This is a genomic window from Pseudomonas sp. LBUM1660 (assembly GCF_059695935.1).
This window is the reverse complement of the sequence record NZ_CP166795.1, coordinates 2712825-2729777: the sequence shown is the minus strand read 5'-3', so window position 1 is coordinate 2729777 and position 16953 is coordinate 2712825. Positions and strand designations below refer to the sequence as shown.

The 16953-nt window shown below is 59.1% G+C and carries 13 protein-coding genes; 11 read left to right on the top strand and 2 right to left on the bottom strand.

Annotated elements, in window-relative coordinates:
* The first annotated feature begins 10 nt into the window (after positions 1-10).
* The 10 genes from ACA068_RS12900 to ACA068_RS12855 all read left to right on the top strand — a co-directional run bounded on the left by ACA068_RS12900 (position 11) and on the right by ACA068_RS12855 (position 12096).
* A complete protein-coding gene (locus ACA068_RS12900; RefSeq protein ID WP_497310169.1) occupies positions 11-1351 on the top strand; it encodes a UDP-glucose dehydrogenase family protein in 1341 nt (446 codons plus the stop codon).
* Between the two features lie 13 nt (positions 1352-1364).
* Complete coding sequence (locus ACA068_RS12895; protein ID WP_497310168.1) at positions 1365-2069, top strand: WecB/TagA/CpsF family glycosyltransferase; 705 nt, start codon at positions 1365-1367, stop codon at positions 2067-2069.
* A 2-nt stretch (positions 2070-2071) separates the two neighbouring features.
* On the top strand, positions 2072-3154 hold the full coding sequence (locus ACA068_RS12890; protein WP_497310167.1) for a glycosyltransferase: 1083 nt from the start codon (positions 2072-2074) through the stop codon (positions 3152-3154).
* On the top strand, positions 3151-4263 hold the full coding sequence (locus ACA068_RS12885; protein WP_497310166.1) for a glycosyltransferase: 1113 nt from the start codon (positions 3151-3153) through the stop codon (positions 4261-4263). The genes ACA068_RS12890 and ACA068_RS12885 overlap by 4 nt, the downstream gene beginning before the upstream one ends.
* Positions 4260-5573: an O-antigen ligase family protein gene (locus ACA068_RS12880; RefSeq protein ID WP_497310165.1), complete on the top strand. Its 1314-nt coding sequence runs from the start codon at positions 4260-4262 to the stop codon at positions 5571-5573. The genes ACA068_RS12885 and ACA068_RS12880 overlap by 4 nt, the downstream gene beginning before the upstream one ends.
* A 17-nt stretch (positions 5574-5590) precedes the next feature.
* The gene (locus tag ACA068_RS12875) at positions 5591-6544 is read left to right on the top strand and encodes a glycosyltransferase family 2 protein (RefSeq protein ID WP_497310164.1); all 954 of its coding nucleotides are present in this window, start codon (positions 5591-5593) and stop codon (positions 6542-6544) included.
* 13 nt (positions 6545-6557) lie between these two features.
* Entirely contained in the window at positions 6558-7976 is a 1419-nt protein-coding gene (locus ACA068_RS12870) for an oligosaccharide flippase family protein (RefSeq protein WP_497310163.1), read from the top strand.
* 30 nt (positions 7977-8006) lie between these two features.
* Positions 8007-9062 carry a UDP-glucose 4-epimerase GalE gene (gene galE / locus ACA068_RS12865; protein ID WP_497310162.1) on the top strand — a complete coding sequence of 352 codons (1056 nt, stop codon included), beginning with the start codon at positions 8007-8009 and terminating at the stop codon, positions 9060-9062.
* A complete protein-coding gene (locus tag ACA068_RS12860) occupies positions 9059-10534 on the top strand; it encodes a family 16 glycosylhydrolase (protein ID WP_497310161.1) in 1476 nt (491 codons plus the stop codon). The genes galE and ACA068_RS12860 overlap by 4 nt, the downstream gene beginning before the upstream one ends.
* Before the next feature lie 512 nt (positions 10535-11046).
* Complete coding sequence (locus ACA068_RS12855; RefSeq protein ID WP_497310160.1) at positions 11047-12096, top strand: acyltransferase family protein; 1050 nt, start codon at positions 11047-11049, stop codon at positions 12094-12096.
* Positions 12097-12160: 64 nt separating this feature from the next.
* Here the strand turns inward: ACA068_RS12855 and treS are convergent, their stop codons facing one another.
* Both treS and ACA068_RS12845 read right to left on the bottom strand, forming a co-directional pair.
* Positions 12161-14227, bottom strand: coding sequence for a maltose alpha-D-glucosyltransferase (treS, locus tag ACA068_RS12850; RefSeq protein WP_497310159.1), 2067 nt, complete (start codon positions 14225-14227; stop codon positions 12161-12163).
* 250 nt (positions 14228-14477) lie between these two features.
* Positions 14478-15881 carry an MFS transporter gene (locus ACA068_RS12845; protein WP_497310158.1) on the bottom strand — a complete coding sequence of 468 codons (1404 nt, stop codon included), beginning with the start codon at positions 15879-15881 and terminating at the stop codon, positions 14478-14480.
* Positions 15882-16009: 128 nt separating this feature from the next.
* Here ACA068_RS12845 and ACA068_RS12840 point away from each other — a divergent pair, with 128 nt between their 5' ends.
* Positions 16010-16909 (top strand): LysR family transcriptional regulator, encoded by a 900-nt coding sequence (locus ACA068_RS12840; protein WP_497310157.1) that lies wholly within the window; start codon positions 16010-16012, stop codon positions 16907-16909.
* The last annotated feature ends 44 nt before the right edge of the window (positions 16910-16953 follow it).

Genomic DNA, 16953 nt, shown 5'->3' with positions numbered 1-16953 from the left:
AGGTTTGATCATGAATGTGAGCGTATTTGGTATTGGTTACGTGGGCCTTGTCCAAGGCGCCGCACTGGCAGAGGTCGGGCACAGCGTGCTCTGCGTCGATATCGACGCTGCCAAGGTAGAGGCCCTGAAGGAAGGGACGCTGCCCATTTACGAGCCCGGCCTGAAAAACCTGGTCCGCGACAATTACCACAGTGGACGACTGCAGTTCGGCACCGACCTGGCGAGCGCTGTTCACCACGGCGATGTGCTGCTGATCGCTGTCGGTACGCCGCCTGACGAAGACGGCTCGGCCGATCTCAAATACGTATTGAGCGTGGCAAAAACCATTGCCCTGAACATGGACCGTCACCACATCATCGTCGACAAATCCACCGTGCCGGTCGGCACCGGTGACCTGGTGCGCGCATGCATCGAGCAGGTGCTGGCCGACAACGATCGCAGCGACCTGACATTCGACGTGGTCTCCAATCCGGAGTTTCTCAAGGAAGGCTGCGCGGTCGACGACTGCATGCGCCCGGACCGGATCATCATCGGCACCGACAGCCCGCACGCCGAAAGCGTCATGCGGGAACTGTACGAACCGTTCAATCGCAGCCGCGAAAAAATCATCGTCATGGATGTTCGCAGCGCCGAACTGACCAAGTACGCCGCCAATTGCATGCTGGCGACCAAGATCAGCTTCATGAACGAAATGGCCTGCCTCGCCGAAAAACTCGGTGCTGATATCGAGCGGGTGCGCCACGGCATCGGCTCCGACCCACGCATCGGTTATCAATTTATCTACCCGGGCCTCGGCTATGGCGGTTCGTGCTTTCCCAAAGACGTGAAGGCCCTGATACATGCCGCCACCCACGTCGATTTTGACGCCAGGCTGCTCAAGGCCGTCGAAGCGCGCAACCACGAACAGAAAGCCAGCCTGTACAGCAAGATTTTCAATCACTTTGACGGTGACCTTCGCGGCAAAACCTTTGCCCTGTGGGGGTTGAGTTTCAAACCTAACACCGACGACATGCGCGAAGCCCCCAGCCGGGTATTGATGGAGGCTTTGTGGCAGGCCGGCGCCAGCGTGCAGGCGTTCGACCCCAAAGCCATGGAAGAGGCCCAGCGCATTTACGGTTCGCGCGATGACCTGACGTTGGCCGGCACCAAGGAGGCCGCCCTGAAAAATGCCGACGCATTGGTCATCGTCACCGAGTGGCAATCGTTTCGGGCGCCGGACTTCGACTTGCTGAGTCAGCGACTCAAGCAACCGCTGATTTTTGACGGACGCAACCTGTTCGATCCGCAGCGTATGAGCACACGTGGCTTCACCTACGTATCCGTGGGCCGAAAGACCCTTCCAGCCCTTTGAACGGAGCCGCGCCATGATCAGGCTGGAATTAGTCGGGCAATTCTCACCGAAGTTACTGGAGGCCAACCAGGCCTATTCCTTCATCAACTTTGCGTCCATCGGCAGTGTCTTCGAGCAGGCCCCGGGCGCCGTCACTTATTTTTGCGACGGCATGCTGATGTCGACATTCATGTCGCGTGTCACCGGCAGGAGGATCGGACGGGTCAGCTTTGACTTCACGTCTATTGCCGACCTTGTACTCAGGGGCGCTGAGCAACTGGACAAGCGCGTCTATTTCGTCGGCGCCCGGCAAGCGGAACTGGACCTGTTCGTCAGCAAGATCAAGGCCCTTTACCCGCGGCTGGTCATCGCCGGTTACCACAACGGTTACTTCACAGCGTCCCAGGCCGAGGGCATTCGGGCCGACATCTGCCGCAGCGAAGCGGACATCCTGATCGTTGGCCTGGGTGCCGGACTGCAAGAGCAATTCGAGCAGGACGCCTTGCGCGCGGGGTTTCGCGGAGTCGCATTCACCTGTGGCGGGTTCATTCGCCAGGAAGCCCTGGCCACACGCAACTATTACCCGGCGCTGATCAATCGCCTGCATCTGCGCGCGTTTTATCGCATGTATCGCGAGCCCCATACGATCAAGCGCTACCTCATCGACTACCCGAACAACTTTGTGCACCTGTTGGCGCTCATCGCGTCACGCAAAGTCGCCATCAGCGTTGAGGAGTGACCATGCATATCCTGTTTATTCTCAAGGATTTCAAGTCGGGCGGCGGTGTCGAGCGCGTCCAGCAACGGCTGTCCGAGCAATTTCTCAAGGATGGCCAGCGGGTGAGCTTTTTCGTCATGAACGGTGAGACGCCGGACACTGAAGGCGATCAACGCCACAACAACGGCGGTGGGAACGGTATCGTCGGTCTGCTCAGATCGATCGTCCTGTTGCGCCGGCTCATTCGTCGCGAGGACGTCACCCACCTCATTTCCGCCAAAGAACAGGCCAATGTCTGCACCTGGTTCGCAACCTTGGGCAGTGCCTGCAAAGTCATCTATAGCCGGCACATAACGCTTAATTGCACTGAGCAGAAAACCGGCCCTTCAAGCCTGCGCCTGCTCTATGCCTTGTACCTCTGCGGCAGCGGAAAAGTGGTGACGGTCTCCACGGCATTGCGCCAGTCTCTCGTCGACTTACTCCCATGGGGTCAGCAACGAGTTACCTATTGCCCCAACGCGGTCATCACCGAACAACTGTTTCAAGCCTCACAAGCGCCGCTGCCCGCCGGGTTACCCGGCGACTACTGGTTGGGGCTGGGTCGGCTGACGGAACAGAAGGGTTTTCACCTGTTGCTCGATGCTTACGCCATGGCGTTGCACCGCCAGGCGCTGCCGGATTTGGTGATCGCCGGCGACGGCCCGTTGCGCGACGCACTGACCGCTCAGGCGCATCGCCTGGGCATCGCGCACCGGGTGCACTTTACCGGTTTCCTGAGTAACCCCTATCCACTGCTCAGGCATGCACGCCTGTTCATTCTGAGTTCCCTCCATGAAGGCATGCCGACCGTACTGATCGAGGCGTTGGCGCTGGGTACGCCCGTGCTGGCATGCGACTGCGAGACAGGCCCCAGAGAACTGCTGGACAACGGCCAGCTTGGCCAACTGGTCAAGGCCAACGACATACCGGCGTTGGCCAATGGAATGCTGCGAAGCCTGACATCACGGGATCACGTTGCTCCAAGCGAAAAAATGGTCACTGACGCCCTCCGCCCGTACACCAGCCAGCACGCGGCGCAGGCGTATTACCAGGTATGGAACCAATGAAAAAATTGCTGATTATCCTGCATGACCTCAGCGCGGGCGGGGCTGAAAAAATGATGACGCGCCTGGCCGGAGCGCTGGTCGACGCGGGCAATGACGTGACGTTATTGATGCTTACCGGCGGCGGCATCAATGCGGCGCACCTCGACCCACGCGTCAAAAAGGTTGAATTGCGCAGCCCGCGCAGCTTTCGTGCGGTGCCGGCACTCGCGCGATTTCTTCGCGCCAATCGCTTTGATGCGCAACTGGCGGCCCTCACTCACGTCAACGTGGTGGCGATCGCCGCAGCCGTGCTGTCCGGCACGCTGGCACGGCTGCACGTCAGCGAGCGCAATGCCTTTTCCCATGACAAACACGTTAACCCCGACTTCATGGTGCGGGTCGCGTATCTGGTGGCACCGCTGCTGTATCGGCTTATTCCCAACCCGGTGATCTGCGTTTCGCGCGGTGTCGCCCAGGACCTGATCGATACCACCCTTGCGCGCCGTCAGGACGTGACCATTGCCGACAACCCGGTACTCGACAACGACTTCCGCGACAAGACGCCGGGGCTGCCAAGCCACCGCTGGCTGTTGGAAAAGTCCAGCTTGGTGATTGTCGCCGTGGGTCGCCTGGCGCCGCAAAAAGGCTTCGACACCTTGATCACAGCGTTCGCCGCGCTGCCGGATAGTGACGTCCGCTTGATCATTTTTGGTGAAGGCACACTCAGGGTTCGATTACTTGATCAGGCACGCACATTGGGCGTCGCCGATCGCGTCGACCTGCCGGGTTACACCCATGATCCCCTGGCAGAAGTGGCGGCGGCCGATTGCTTTGTGCTGTCGTCACGCTTCGAGGGCAGTCCCAATGCGCTGGTAGAGGCGTTGTCCACGGGCACGCCGGTGGTGGCGACCCGCTGCCCTCATGGTCCCCAGGAAATTTTGATCGGCGGCTTGGTTGCGCCGCTCGTCGCCGTCGACGACCCGCTCGCACTGGCGCAGGCGATTGCCCTGCAACTTTCCACACCGCGGAATTTGCAGCGTCATTCCCGCGTTGAGGCGGCCGCCCGATTCATGAATGCCAGCGCGGTGCAGACCTACCTCGCCGCGATGCTCGGGAGTCCAGCATCATGAAACCACTGGAGATTAGATATTCGACGTTACGCGATGGCTTCACCTTGTTCGGCGTGCTGTTTTACATCCAGGTGATCACGTTTGTCCTCGGACTGGGTGGCGCATCCAGCTTCGGCGACGTCGGTAAAGACCTCGAAGGCAGCGTCGCCAACCAAGTCTGCGGCCTCATCACGCTGTTGGTGCCCTTGTTCTTCTTCATCCGCAACAAGGTGTTCCTCAGCAAAACCTTTTACCGCAGCAACTTCTTTCTGCTGGTGTTCATGCTCTGTGTGATCGCCTCGATTGGCTGGTCCTACGACCCGATGCTGACGTTCAAGCGGATTATCGCGATGCTCAGCGTGGTATTTTTCGCCGGTTTCATTGCCTATAACTACCCGCTTGAAAAAATCACCTTCATGCTCGGCTGTGCCATCGGCGTGGCGGCGTTGATCGGGTTGATACTCGCCGTGGTCATGCCTGGCGTCGCGTTCTTATCCGGAGGTATTCGCGACGGCGCATTCAAGGGGATCTTTACCGAAAAGAACGCCGGCGCACGGCTCAACGCGATCGCCATCCTGCTGTTGCTGCCGATGATCCGCCAAGGCAACCGCTGGGCCCTCTTCTGCTCGTTTTTTTCACTGATCGCCATCCTGCTCGCCCAGTCGGCGACCGGCGTGGCATTGATAGTTTCCGGTACGGTGAGCTACTGGTACTTCCTCACCCTGATCCGCTTACGTATCAACCGCTCGCAGTGGCTGTTCTTCGGTTGCACGCTGGTGTTCCTGCTGGTTTGCCTGTTGCTGTACAACCACATTGCGTGGCTGCTGGAGATCGCCGGCCGCGACCCGTCACTCACTGACCGCACGTTGATCTGGGAACTGCTCGCGCCTTTTATCGACCAGCAGTGGCTCAAGGGGTACGGCTTCGGTGCCTTCTGGGCCAGCCCCGACGCCGACGCTTTCATCACTCGCTGGGGCTACATCGGCAACGCCCACAGCGGCTACATGGAGACCCTGCTCAACGGCGGCTTTATCCAGCTGACCGCGCTGGTGCTGCTGCTGGGCGAAGCGCTGTTCAAACAGTACCGCGCCGTGACGGCGAACCAGTCGGCACAGTTTCGCGCCAGCGCACTAGTGATCATCGGTTTGTTCGTCGTCACCAACTATGTGGCTTACGTGATCCCCAACTACCGCTCTGCCGAGTTTCTGGTGTTTTGCACCCTCGCCCTGTCCTTTCGGCGTCACCACGCGACCTACCCCGAATTATCACCGACAACCCTGCGCCAGCGTTCGTCTGGTGAGGGATTACCGCGCGACTCAGCCCAGGCGTAACAAAAGGAGAAACACCCGTGCCCAATCAAACCTCCCCTTCACCGAGTTCAGTGTGCGTCGTGATACCGATGTACAACGGCGCCGACAGCATTGAGCAAACGCTGGCATCCCTGGCCGATCAAACCCGATTGCCCGATCACGTCATCGTTATTGACGATGGTTCCACCGATGAGGGACCACAACGGGTCAAAGACTTCGCCGCGCCGTTTCGCCTGACGCTGTTGCAGCAAGCCAACGAAGGTCAGGCCAGCGCCCGAAACCACGGGATTCGGCACTCTCAAGAGACGTTTGTGGCGATGCTCGATGCCGATGACCAATGGCGTCCGCAAAAACTGGAGCTACAACTGGCACTGTATGACGAACTCAGTCGTCAGGGACGGCCGGTGGGGCTGATCGACTGCTACACGCAGGTCAACTACAGCGACGGCAGGCGACAACTGGACAACATCCGCAAGAGCGGCATGCATTTTTACGATTTCATCCACGCCAACGTCCTCAATGGCGTATCCGCCGCGCTGGTCAAGCGTGACGTGATGATGCAACTCGGCGGCTTCGATGCCGGCCTGCGTTACTGCGAAGACCGCTTCATGTGGACCCGAATCGCCGAACACTGGGAGATCCACACGGTGCCCCAGGTGCTGCTCGAGCGCACGGTCAACAGCGGCAACATGACCGCGCAACCGAAAAAGCACTACCAGAACAAGATCCGGTTCATCGAAGTCTATCTCGCCCGCTATGGCGCTCAGCTCAGCAAGCAGCAACAGATCGATTTCGTGCTGGGCAACCACACCGACTTTCTCAATACCTTTTCCCGAGGCGGCTGGCATGTCGAGGTGATCGATGTGTACCAGCGAATGCTGAGACATTCCTGGCAAACGCTGTTCTTCGACCACGGCAAACCGACCTTGCGCTACCTCTATGCCCGCGCCAGATCATTGCGCAAGCCAACGGTGTCCACCACCGCTCATTGAACCGGTATCCGCCATGGCCAATCGACGACTCATTTCCCTGGGCTGGATCTTCACCGAAAAATTCGGCCTGATTTTCCTGTCGATGATTACCTTTGTCGTGTATGCCAGGCTGCTGTCGCCCGCCGAACTGGGGGTGGGCACGATCATCATTGCCATCGTCGAGTTGGTCGGTCTCATCTACTCCTCGGTGCTCGAAGATCCGCTGGTACGGCTCGAACGACTGGAAGATAAACACATCTCTACCGCGTTCTGGGCCGCGGTACTGGTCAGCCTGGCCTCCATCGTCGTCATCTCGGGGGCGGTGATGCTGTATACGCCCGACCCGATGCTGCAATGGATGACGGCGGTGGCCTCGGTGAAAATCCTGTTCACCATGATGGCGCGTGTCTATGTGGCGCAAATGCGCCGTAGCGGCAACTTCAGGATGCTGGCGTCACGCACGTTAATGGGCAAGGTGTTCGGCGGAGTGGCCGGCATTGCTGTCGCACTCTGGGGATTCGGGGCATGGGCAGTGATTGCCCAGGCGGTGATCATGGAGTGGGTGTCCATCATCGTGTTGATGCGCGGTGACCGGCGCCGCATTGCCTTTCTTATCGACGGTCCAGTCTTGCGCGAACTGTTGAAGGCCGGCGCACCGGTTGCAATCAACGCACTGAGTTCTCAAACACTTCAGCGCGGGGTCAACGTGGTGCTTGGGATGACGGCCGGCGCGAACGCGGTCGGCATGTTCAACATGGCGATGCGCATCATCGATCTGCCACGCACTGCGATATATAACGGCCTGCTGAGCTATGCGCTGCCGGTGTTCGCCCGGCGCAGCGCAGAGCCGTTGCGACTGCTCGGGATCATTGGCGACTCAACCGCCGTGAGCGGCTTTCTGTTGACGCCGCTGTTCATGGGTATCGCGCTAACGGCGAACGACCTCATCCTGTTGATATTCGGCGCCAAGTGGGCCGAAGCCATTCCCCTGTTGCAAGTGCTGGCCTGCACGGCGGCCATTGGCAACACCGCCATGTACGCCACCACCGCACTGGTAGCGGTCAACCGCAGCCACCTCACGATCAGGGCTGAAGTGGTAACCACAGTGCTGGCGCTGGCGCTGGTCTACTGCTTCGGCAACGTTTATGGCGGCATGGCCGCGGCCCTCGCTCTACTGGCCCGGATGTTGATCATCACACCGCTGCAAGTCCGCGGACTTAATGCGGCCATCGGTTACGGCTGGCGCCGGTTCTTCGACTCCAATTACCGCAGCGTGATTGCCTCACTCGTCATGGCAGCAACCGTCTTGTATGTGTCACCGCAGCTAGGTTTTCAAGGCTACCTGCACCTGATCTGCAACATCGTGGTTGGCGCGCTGAGCTATGCCGTGGCGTATAGCGTCATGCACCCGCGCTGGCCGCAAGAATTCAAATCGGTTTTCACCACCCGCTGAATTCAATCCCTGAGACAGGAAGACCTCACCATGCGCAAAACTACGTTGATTACTGGCGGGGCCGGCTACATCGGCTCCCATACCGCTTTGGCGCTCATCAATGCCGGACACAATGTGCTGGTGCTCGACAACCTGTGTAACAGCTGTCGAGAGTGCATCGCGCGCCTTGAGCAACTGACCCTGACCCGGGTCGATTTCATCAATGGCGACATCCGTGATTCGATCCTGCTAGACGACATCTTCAGCCGCTATGACATCGATGCCGTGGTGCATTTTGCCAGCCTCAAATCCGTTGAAGAAAGCGTGCGCAAACCACTGGACTACTACGCCAACAATGTCGCCGGCACGCTTAACCTGTGCCGGGCAATGGCTCGCAACGACGTATTCCAATTGGTGTTCAGCTCATCAGCCACGGTGTACGGCGAGCCCACACGAACACCGATTGCCGAAGATTTCGGCACCGGCAAACCGGTCAATCCCTATGGCCGCACCAAGCTCATGATCGAAGAGTTGCTCACCGATTTGTGCCACTCCGATCCACGCTGGAGCATCGGGTTATTGCGCTACTTCAACCCGATTGGCGCTCACGAAAGCGGGATGATCGGCGAAGATCCCAGAGGCCGACCCAACAATCTGTTGCCATGCCTGACACAGGTCGCCATTGGCCGGATACCCGAACTCACGGTGTACGGCAGCGACTATCCCACCGTGGACGGGACCTGCGTGCGTGACTACATCCACGTGGTCGACCTTGCCATCGGCCACCTCAAGGCGCTTCAGGTGTTGCAGCACCACAACGGCATCAATTTCTGGAACCTGGGCACTGGCATTGGCTACAGCGTGCTGCAGATCATCCATAGCTTCGAGGACATCACCGGCATCACCATTCCCTACCGCTTCGCCCCGCGACGCGAAGGTGACATTGCCAAATGCTGGGCCGATCCCAGCAAGGCCGGGCGGGAACTGGGCTGGAGCGCACAACGCGATCTTCAACAGATGATTGTCGATACCTGGCGGTGGCAGTCGTGTAATCCGCAGGGGTATCAGTCTTCATTCGAAATTCCAGCGCTGATTGCGGTCAAATGATGTTTAAAGGATCGCTGCTGGTACTGCTGCTGTCGATTTCGATGGCTTGCAACGCAGCACAAGCGTCCCCCGGTGCACCCAACACCGGGCTCGTGCTGTGGCTGGACGCGGCCGATGCGTCAAGCATGACCCTGGATGCGCAGAACCGCGTCCAGCAATGGAAAGACAAATCAGGCAAGTCCAATCACGCCACAGTCGACGATGCCGCCTCGCAGCCACAGCGGATGGCAAACGCCGTGAATGGTCATTCGGTTGTGCGATTCAGTGGCGTGTCGGCGTTTCTGGGTAAAACCATCCGCAGCGCCAAAGGCCCTGTGACGGTATTGATCGTGTCCCGTCGACCGCCCGAACAAGCCGAGGTTGATCCCTGGCAACGCTTGTTCAGCTCAAGCCCGCAAAACGCCCACAACGATAACGTCTTGCCGAATTTCGCCATCAGCCTGCAACAGACCACCGCGTATGAACCGACCGTTTCCGTTCTGGAGCTTTACGATGTGCCGATTGGTCCGTATGCAGTCGGGCGCAATGCCGTCGGCAATTCCGATAACTTTCGCGGCGACATCGCGGAAGTGTTGGTGTACGACCGTGCGTTTGCCTCCCTCGCAGAACGCCAGCATGCATTTCAGTACCTGGCGGATAAGTGGTCCGTTGCCATTCCCAAACAAGCCGATACCTGGACCCGTGTCGGACCACTAGGCACATTGCCGACCCGGACCAACGCCAATCTGCCGTTGTCCGATCAGGCCAATGCCGGTCAGTGGACGCTCAACACGACACTGTCCGACGACTTCAATGGCACAACCCTCGACCGCACACGCTGGCACGTTAACAACGCCATCGGGAACGAGTCGCTCGGACGTAAACCGGCGCTTTACACGCCGAACAATGCCACCGTCAACAATGGCAACCTGAACATCGTCTTTCGCAAGGAAACCTTGCCGCAGAAGTACGTCAAACTCGGTTTCAAGGACTACACCTCAGCGATGGTCCGGACCCTTGAACGCGGCTTTTACGGATACTACGAAGCACGTGCCAAACCCATGAACTCGGCAGGCTCCAGCGCATTCTGGCTCGCGTGGACAGGCATGGCCGACAACGCCACCGAAATCGACATCTTTGAAATCGCCGGCAAGACCAAAGACGCGGCCCTGGACCGTTCGTACAACATGAATGCCCACCTGTGGGCCACGCCGCAAAGCACCGAGCACATCGCCGATGGCAGCGTCTGGATCAGTCCGTGGCGCCTGGCGGATGCGTTCCATATCTACGGCTTCGACTGGCAGCCCGACACCCTGCGTTGGTACGTCGATGGCGTGCTGGTCAGGGAATCGAAGAACAACCACTTCTTCTTCCCCATGGAGATCGTCTTTGACAGTGAGGCCATGTGGAAATGGTTCGGCGTGGTCGACGATGCTGACCTGCCCTCTACCTTTAGAGTCGACTACGTCAAGGTGTGGCAACGGCGTCGATAGCCGTCCAACCGTCGCCTGACTGACGTCGGCTCAGGTGATAGATACGACCTGTTTATGCTGGCAGCGTCACCGTCCTGAACTTTCGTTCGACCGTATGGGTCGACCGAGTTCCAGCCCCCTGCGTGCAACCGACGATTCCCGTACCGGGCGTCTCAAACGGCTCACGGACGGCGGTTAAAAAACAAAAAATGGATGATCACGATGAATTGCCTTATCTGTGTCGGCGTGGCGGAACGCATTCAGTGTCTAGGCCCGTGGGAGGAAAGGGATTGCCCGGACTGCGGTCGCTATCGGGTTTGCGATGAGCTCCTTTTGTCCTTGATGGATCAGGGCCAGATCTTCGATATAGACAAAACCAGGCGCTGGCTCGACAGCCGACGCAAAAAAGGCATGACACCTTCAATTGAAGTCCACGAGGCGCTACTGCTGCTGTAGCGGTCGGCCAGGGTCAAATTTCAATCGGCAGCGTGGTCAGTTTCCAATTCGCGCTAACACGTCTGGAGCGCATCGACATGATCCAACGCCGGCTGAAAGAACTGGATTTGCTGCGTTTCCTCGCGGCAATTGCAGTCGTGTTTTTTCACTATGCTTTTCGCGGGTATGCAAAGGGCGACCTGTCTGTAATGCCCTACCCGTTATTGGCCGAACCTGCGAAATATGGTTATCTGGGCGTAGAACTTTTTTTCATGATCAGCGGATTCGTTATTCTGATGACCGCATCGAGCAATAATCTCAGGGTATTTTTTATATCCCGTGTCGTTCGTCTCTGCCCTGCATTCTGGGTGTGCTGCACCCTCACATTCCTGATCACTCTTGCCATCGGACAGCCGAGATTCACGGCTGATTTTTACCAATACATTATTAACATGACATTCCTTGGCGACTTGATGGGTGTGCCGCCGATTGACGGGGTCTACTGGTCCCTGTTTGTAGAAATAAAGTTCTACGTGATGATATCCATTGTGTTGGGCTTCAAGAAAATAGAAAAAATAGAGACTTACCTCGTGCTTTGGCTATTGGTCTCAGCCACCGCAGAAGTGCTCGCTTTTGAAAAACTGCGCTCGATATTAATTACCGATTACGCGGCCTATTTCATCGCGGGTGCGACGTTCTACATTATTTGGGCCAAGGGATTCACGACGACACGTGTGCTCCTGTTGGCAGGTGCATTGGCATTGGCCAACTACACGGCCATTGTCTGGGCCAAACTGCTCGAATCAAAATATTCAACCGAATTCGATCTCCTGATCGTATCCAGCATGATTATCTTGTTCTTCATGACGTTTCTTTTGATCGCAACGAATAAAACGGCAGCCATCGGAGCATTGAACTGGACTGCATTAGGCGCGCTCACTTATCCACTTTACCTGCTCCATCAAATGATCGGCTTTATGATCTTTAACGTTGCTTATCCGGCGATGAACCCGCACCTACTACTGTGCGGCACCATCGCCTTGATGATAAGTGCGTCTTATGTCGTCCACAAAAAGATAGAAACCCCCATGGCCAGGTACCTTAAAAAAATCCTTTCAGTGTCCTTCAAACGTGTCGAGGCTGATTAGCGCCGCATCTGGACGGCAGACCATCAGGCGTCAGGACCTTGTTCCCTGACGCCAGCCAACGCCCTTAAATCATCGGCGAACTGCTCACCACGCGCAGTGCCAATCCTTCGTAGGCATCCAGCGTAATGGTGAAATCACCCTCAGGGGTGAGATCACCTTCGACTCGCTCGTTGATGATGTCGACCACCGGCCCCGGCGCGATATTGGGCAGGTGCAAGGTTTCGGTGATCGGCGTCGAGCCAAAGTTCAGCGCGGTGATTTGCGTGCCTTTGCCGGCCGGCAATTCATGGACCATGACCAGCAGCCCAGGGTGCTGGACATCCGGAATCAGAATCTGCCGACTGGCGGCGATATCGTAGGCGCGGCGCGCGGCGAGGATTTTTCTGAGTTGCGAGACGAACGAATCCGGGTCTTTCAATTGGCTGGGCAGGCTGCCATACAACGTCTTCGGACGTGGCATCAGACCCGCGGACAGCGGCGCATCCGGATTGAGGTCCACCAGATCGTAGGCGCCACGATGAATCCAGCGGGTGTCGCCATCACCCATCAAGTGCTCGACCTGTTCAGCCGGCAACGGCAGCGCGCCGACCAGGTCCCAACCCGACAGCGCAAACACGCCCGGTTGCATGGCGTTGTACATCACCAACAGCAAATGCACCTGGCGGATCTGTTGAATGTCCGCCGCCGTCATCGCGTCGAGATCACGAATCCCCAGCGCTGCCGTGATGATGCTGGCGGTGGTGCAAGACACGCCGTTGGTGACAAATTTCAGATTGTAGGGCGCGTGCTCGCCCGCCAGACGTTCGTACATCTGCTCGCGAATGTGTTCGCGCAAGATGTTGCCCGGAAAGGTCTGGCCCTGGTAGAGGTAGGTGTCATGGGCATGCAGCGTCCAGAAATGCACCAGCTCCAGGGTCAGTTCATCGTGGTTTTGCAAGGCATGGATCAGCGAACCCGGGTCGATACCGAGGGTATGCATCTGGCGCAGCATCAAGCGCAGGAACTCGGTGTCGCCCATCAGCAACGCGTGCTGGTAGGCCGGTCGGGTGATGAAGTCATACGAGAGGTCGGCGCCACCGTGGGACATGTTGGCAATGTCGTCGACGGTCAGGTTGAGCTCCTGAAAACTGAAACCACCGGCCTTGCGGATAGCACCGGCCAGCAACTGGTTACCGGTGATCGATAACGGATGGCTTTCAGACCAGGCCGTGCCGTCGAGCGTGCGCTCCACGCCGAGGAATCCGTTGGCGTCCAGGCGCAGGATTTTCGCGCCCATGACGTCAATGGCGTGCAGCGCATCACCGATGATCATCTGCTGCGCGGCGAAGGTCGGGTCCAGCCAGTTCAGTGACGGCTGACCTTCCTTGAAGTAATGCAGATAGACCCAGCGTCGCGGCTTGCCATCGACGCCGATCACGACCGGCGTCGCGCTCCAGTCGGTCTCCTTGACTCCGGGTTCGAAGAAGATCACCCGCTGCAACTGGCCGACAATATAGTGCTTGTCCCGGAGCACGTCGACCTGCAGCGGACTGAGGTTTTGCGCATCACGACCGTCGGCAATGTCCGGCAGCAACGGCCAGTCCTCTTCGCGGATTTCGACCATGTGGTAGAGACCCGGATAGTCTTCATAGGCCATCTCGGCCAGGCGGAAATCCGCGCCTTTGCCGGTGTGCGAAGGGATCACGTCATCGATGATCACCGCATTGTGCGCGGCGGCCATGCGCACCAGTGCCTGGAGCTGCACCTCGGTGCCCAGTTGCGGGTCGATCTCGAAACTGATGCGGTCAAAATTGCCGTCAATGGTCGGTGTGCGTTGGGTGCCCGTCAGGCCGCCCGACATTTTCAGCGGCCCATTGTGAATGCCTTGAATGCCGATTTTCGACAGGGCATGCCATAAGGTTTCATCGCCCAGGGCTTCCAGCACGCTGCCGTCTTCACGGGTGACGATGGACGCCGGGTAGGCGGTGAACCACACCGAGGCCAGGGCTGACGCATCACGGGGCCGGGTATGGGCGTAAGGCTGTTGCCACAGCCGACCTTGCCCCGAATAGAGTTTGGCCCGTTGCCTGGCGGCATGCAGCATCGATTGCTCAACCAGCCAGGTCACATGGTTTTTGTCAGCTGCGGTCATAAAAGCAGTCACCTGTTGTCGGGGTAAATGTGCGCGTGGCCATCCCATGCATACCTGCAGCGGTGGACCCGTCCTTTTCATATGAGGCCCTGAGGCGGCATTCGTTGCATTGACGCATGACGAAGCAGCACCCGCCCCCAGTGGCAAGCCATACCTGGGGATTGTTGAAGTTGTCTCATACGCTGTTGATCGGCGGGCTGATCATGCGAGTGGTCGGGATCATCCTGGCCTACGGCTTTGACGCCTGGATTTACGCCACCACGCGTTCACTTTTCAAGGCGGGCAACGCGATGGCGAGCGCCAGGCCAATCACCCCCGCCGCGACCGCAAAGGTGATTGCCATGCCATGGGCGAGCGCTTCCGGGGCTGCGCGGGTGACGTCGGTTGTCGATGCCGCCAGCGCAAACACCGCGCCCATCACCGAGGCGCCGGTGATGAGCCCGAGATTGCGTGACAGGCTGAGCAGTCCGGCAATAACGCCGCGCTGATCCTGGCTCACGCCGGTCATGATCAACGTGTTGTTGGCCGCCTGAAACAGCGCATAACTGGCGGTGATCACGGTGATGGGTGCGAGGTAGCCGAGGACACCGAAACGCGTCGGCATCATCGACAGCACACAAGCGCCGAACGCCATCGCGACGAGCCCCAAAACGGTCATGCGCTGTGCGCCAAAACGGTCCACCAGATGGCCGGCGGGCACGCCAGTCAACGCGGCAACCAGCGGGCCGACGGACAACGTGAGCCCGACCAACACGGCATTCAAACCGAGTGCGCCCGAGAGATAAAACGGCCCGACCACCAGCGTCGACATCATCACCGTCGAGACGAGCATGCTCATGGCCAGGCTCGCGCTCAATCCCCGATCACGCAACAGCGCCAGTTTGATCAGGGGCGATGCAACCGTCGCCTCGACGAACAGGAAAACGCCTGCCCCGGCAACAGCGATCAACAGTAACGCGAGGTTGAGCGAACCCCAATCGCCTTCACCCCCTGTCATTGCCAGCGCATACGCACCGAGCGTCAGGGCCAGAACCAACGTGCCCGCCAGGTCGAAACCGCCGCGCAGAGCCTTCGGCATTTGGCGATCCGCAGGCAAGTAGAGATACGCGAGCACACCGTTCAAAACGCCCAGCGGCAGGTTAATCAGAAAAATCGCCTGCCAGCCGAAACCAGAGATCAACACGCCGCCGAGCGATGGCCCTAGCGTGGTGCCGATCGCCGACACCGTGCCGAGCAATCCCATGGCGCTGCCGGTCTGCGCCTTGGGCACCGTCTCACCGACCATCGCCACGGTGAGCGCCAACATGATTGCCGCGCCGAGGCCTTGCACCGCTCGCGCTGCGACCAGCCACCCCAGCGAAGGCGCGAGACCACAGGCCAGTGAAGCCAAGGTAAAGATGCCGATCCCGCTCAACAGCAAGCGACGGCGACCGACGATGTCGCCCAAGCGTCCAACGCTGACGATCAACGTGGTGATTGCGAGCAGATACGCGAGGACGATCCACTGGATTTGCTGGAAAGAAGCGTCGAGTGCCTGGGACACGACCGGCAAGCCAGCATTGGCGATGCTGGTGTCGAGTGAAGGCATCAACATCGACAGCGACAGGCTGGCGAGCGCCCAGCGAGCCGAGCCGGATGGCGTGGTGAGTTTCATGGTTGGGCCCTTGATGAAGTGTCGGCCTTCAGCGTATGCCCGCGCCGGGCATGGCGGAAGACGCACCACTTGCACTTGATACCTGCACGCAACGCCATGTCATCGCCCTGCCGTGCTAACGTTGAACCATGACGACTCCCGACCTGAACCTGCTGATCACCCTCGATGCGCTGCTCACCGAAGGCAGTGTGGCGCGTGCCGCCCAACGACTGCGGCTGAGCCCTTCGGCGATGAGCCGGGCGCTGGCTCGACTGCGTGAAACCACTGGCGATCCCCTGCTGGTCCGCGCCGGACGCGGCCTGGTGCCGACACCCCGAGCACTGGAACTGCGCGAACACGTCGCCCAACTGGTGCAGCACGCCGAAGCGGTACTGCGCCCCGCCGAGCAGCTCGACCTCAAGCAACTGGCGCGTACCTTCACGTTGCGTACCAGCGACGGCTTTGTAGAGAACTTCGGACCGGCGCTGATTGCCCGGCTCAGCGAAGTAGCACCCGGGGTACGGTTGCACTTTTTGCAGAAACTGAACCAGGACAGCACGCTGCTGCGTGACGGCACGGTCGATCTGGAAACCGGCGTTGTGGCGGACACCACCAGCCCGGAAGTGCGCACCCGCGCGTTGTACCAGGACCGTTTTATCGGCGTGGTACGCCCGGGGCATGCACTGAGCAAGGGCAAGATCACGCCCGCCCGGTATGCGGGCGGCAGGCATGTTCTGGTCTCTCGGCGTGGACGGGACCAAGGGCCGATGGATGATGCGTTGAACACGCTTGGACTGACCCGTGAGATCGTCACCATCGTCGGCGGTTTTTCCGCCGCGCTGGCGCTGGCGCGGGCCTCAGACCTGATCGCTACGGTGCCCGAACGCCACACCCACACGCTGCGCGCCGGCCTGCACAGTTTTGCCCTTCCGGTCGCCACGCCAGTGATCACCATTTCAATGCTCTGGCACCCGCGAATGGACGCCGATGCCGCGCACCAGTGGTTGCGCGGATGTCTTCGGGAGGTGTGTGCGGGGTCGCTGGATTAGCAAACTGATTTTTGTCGCCGCCGGGTCTAGACTCTATGCGTTGC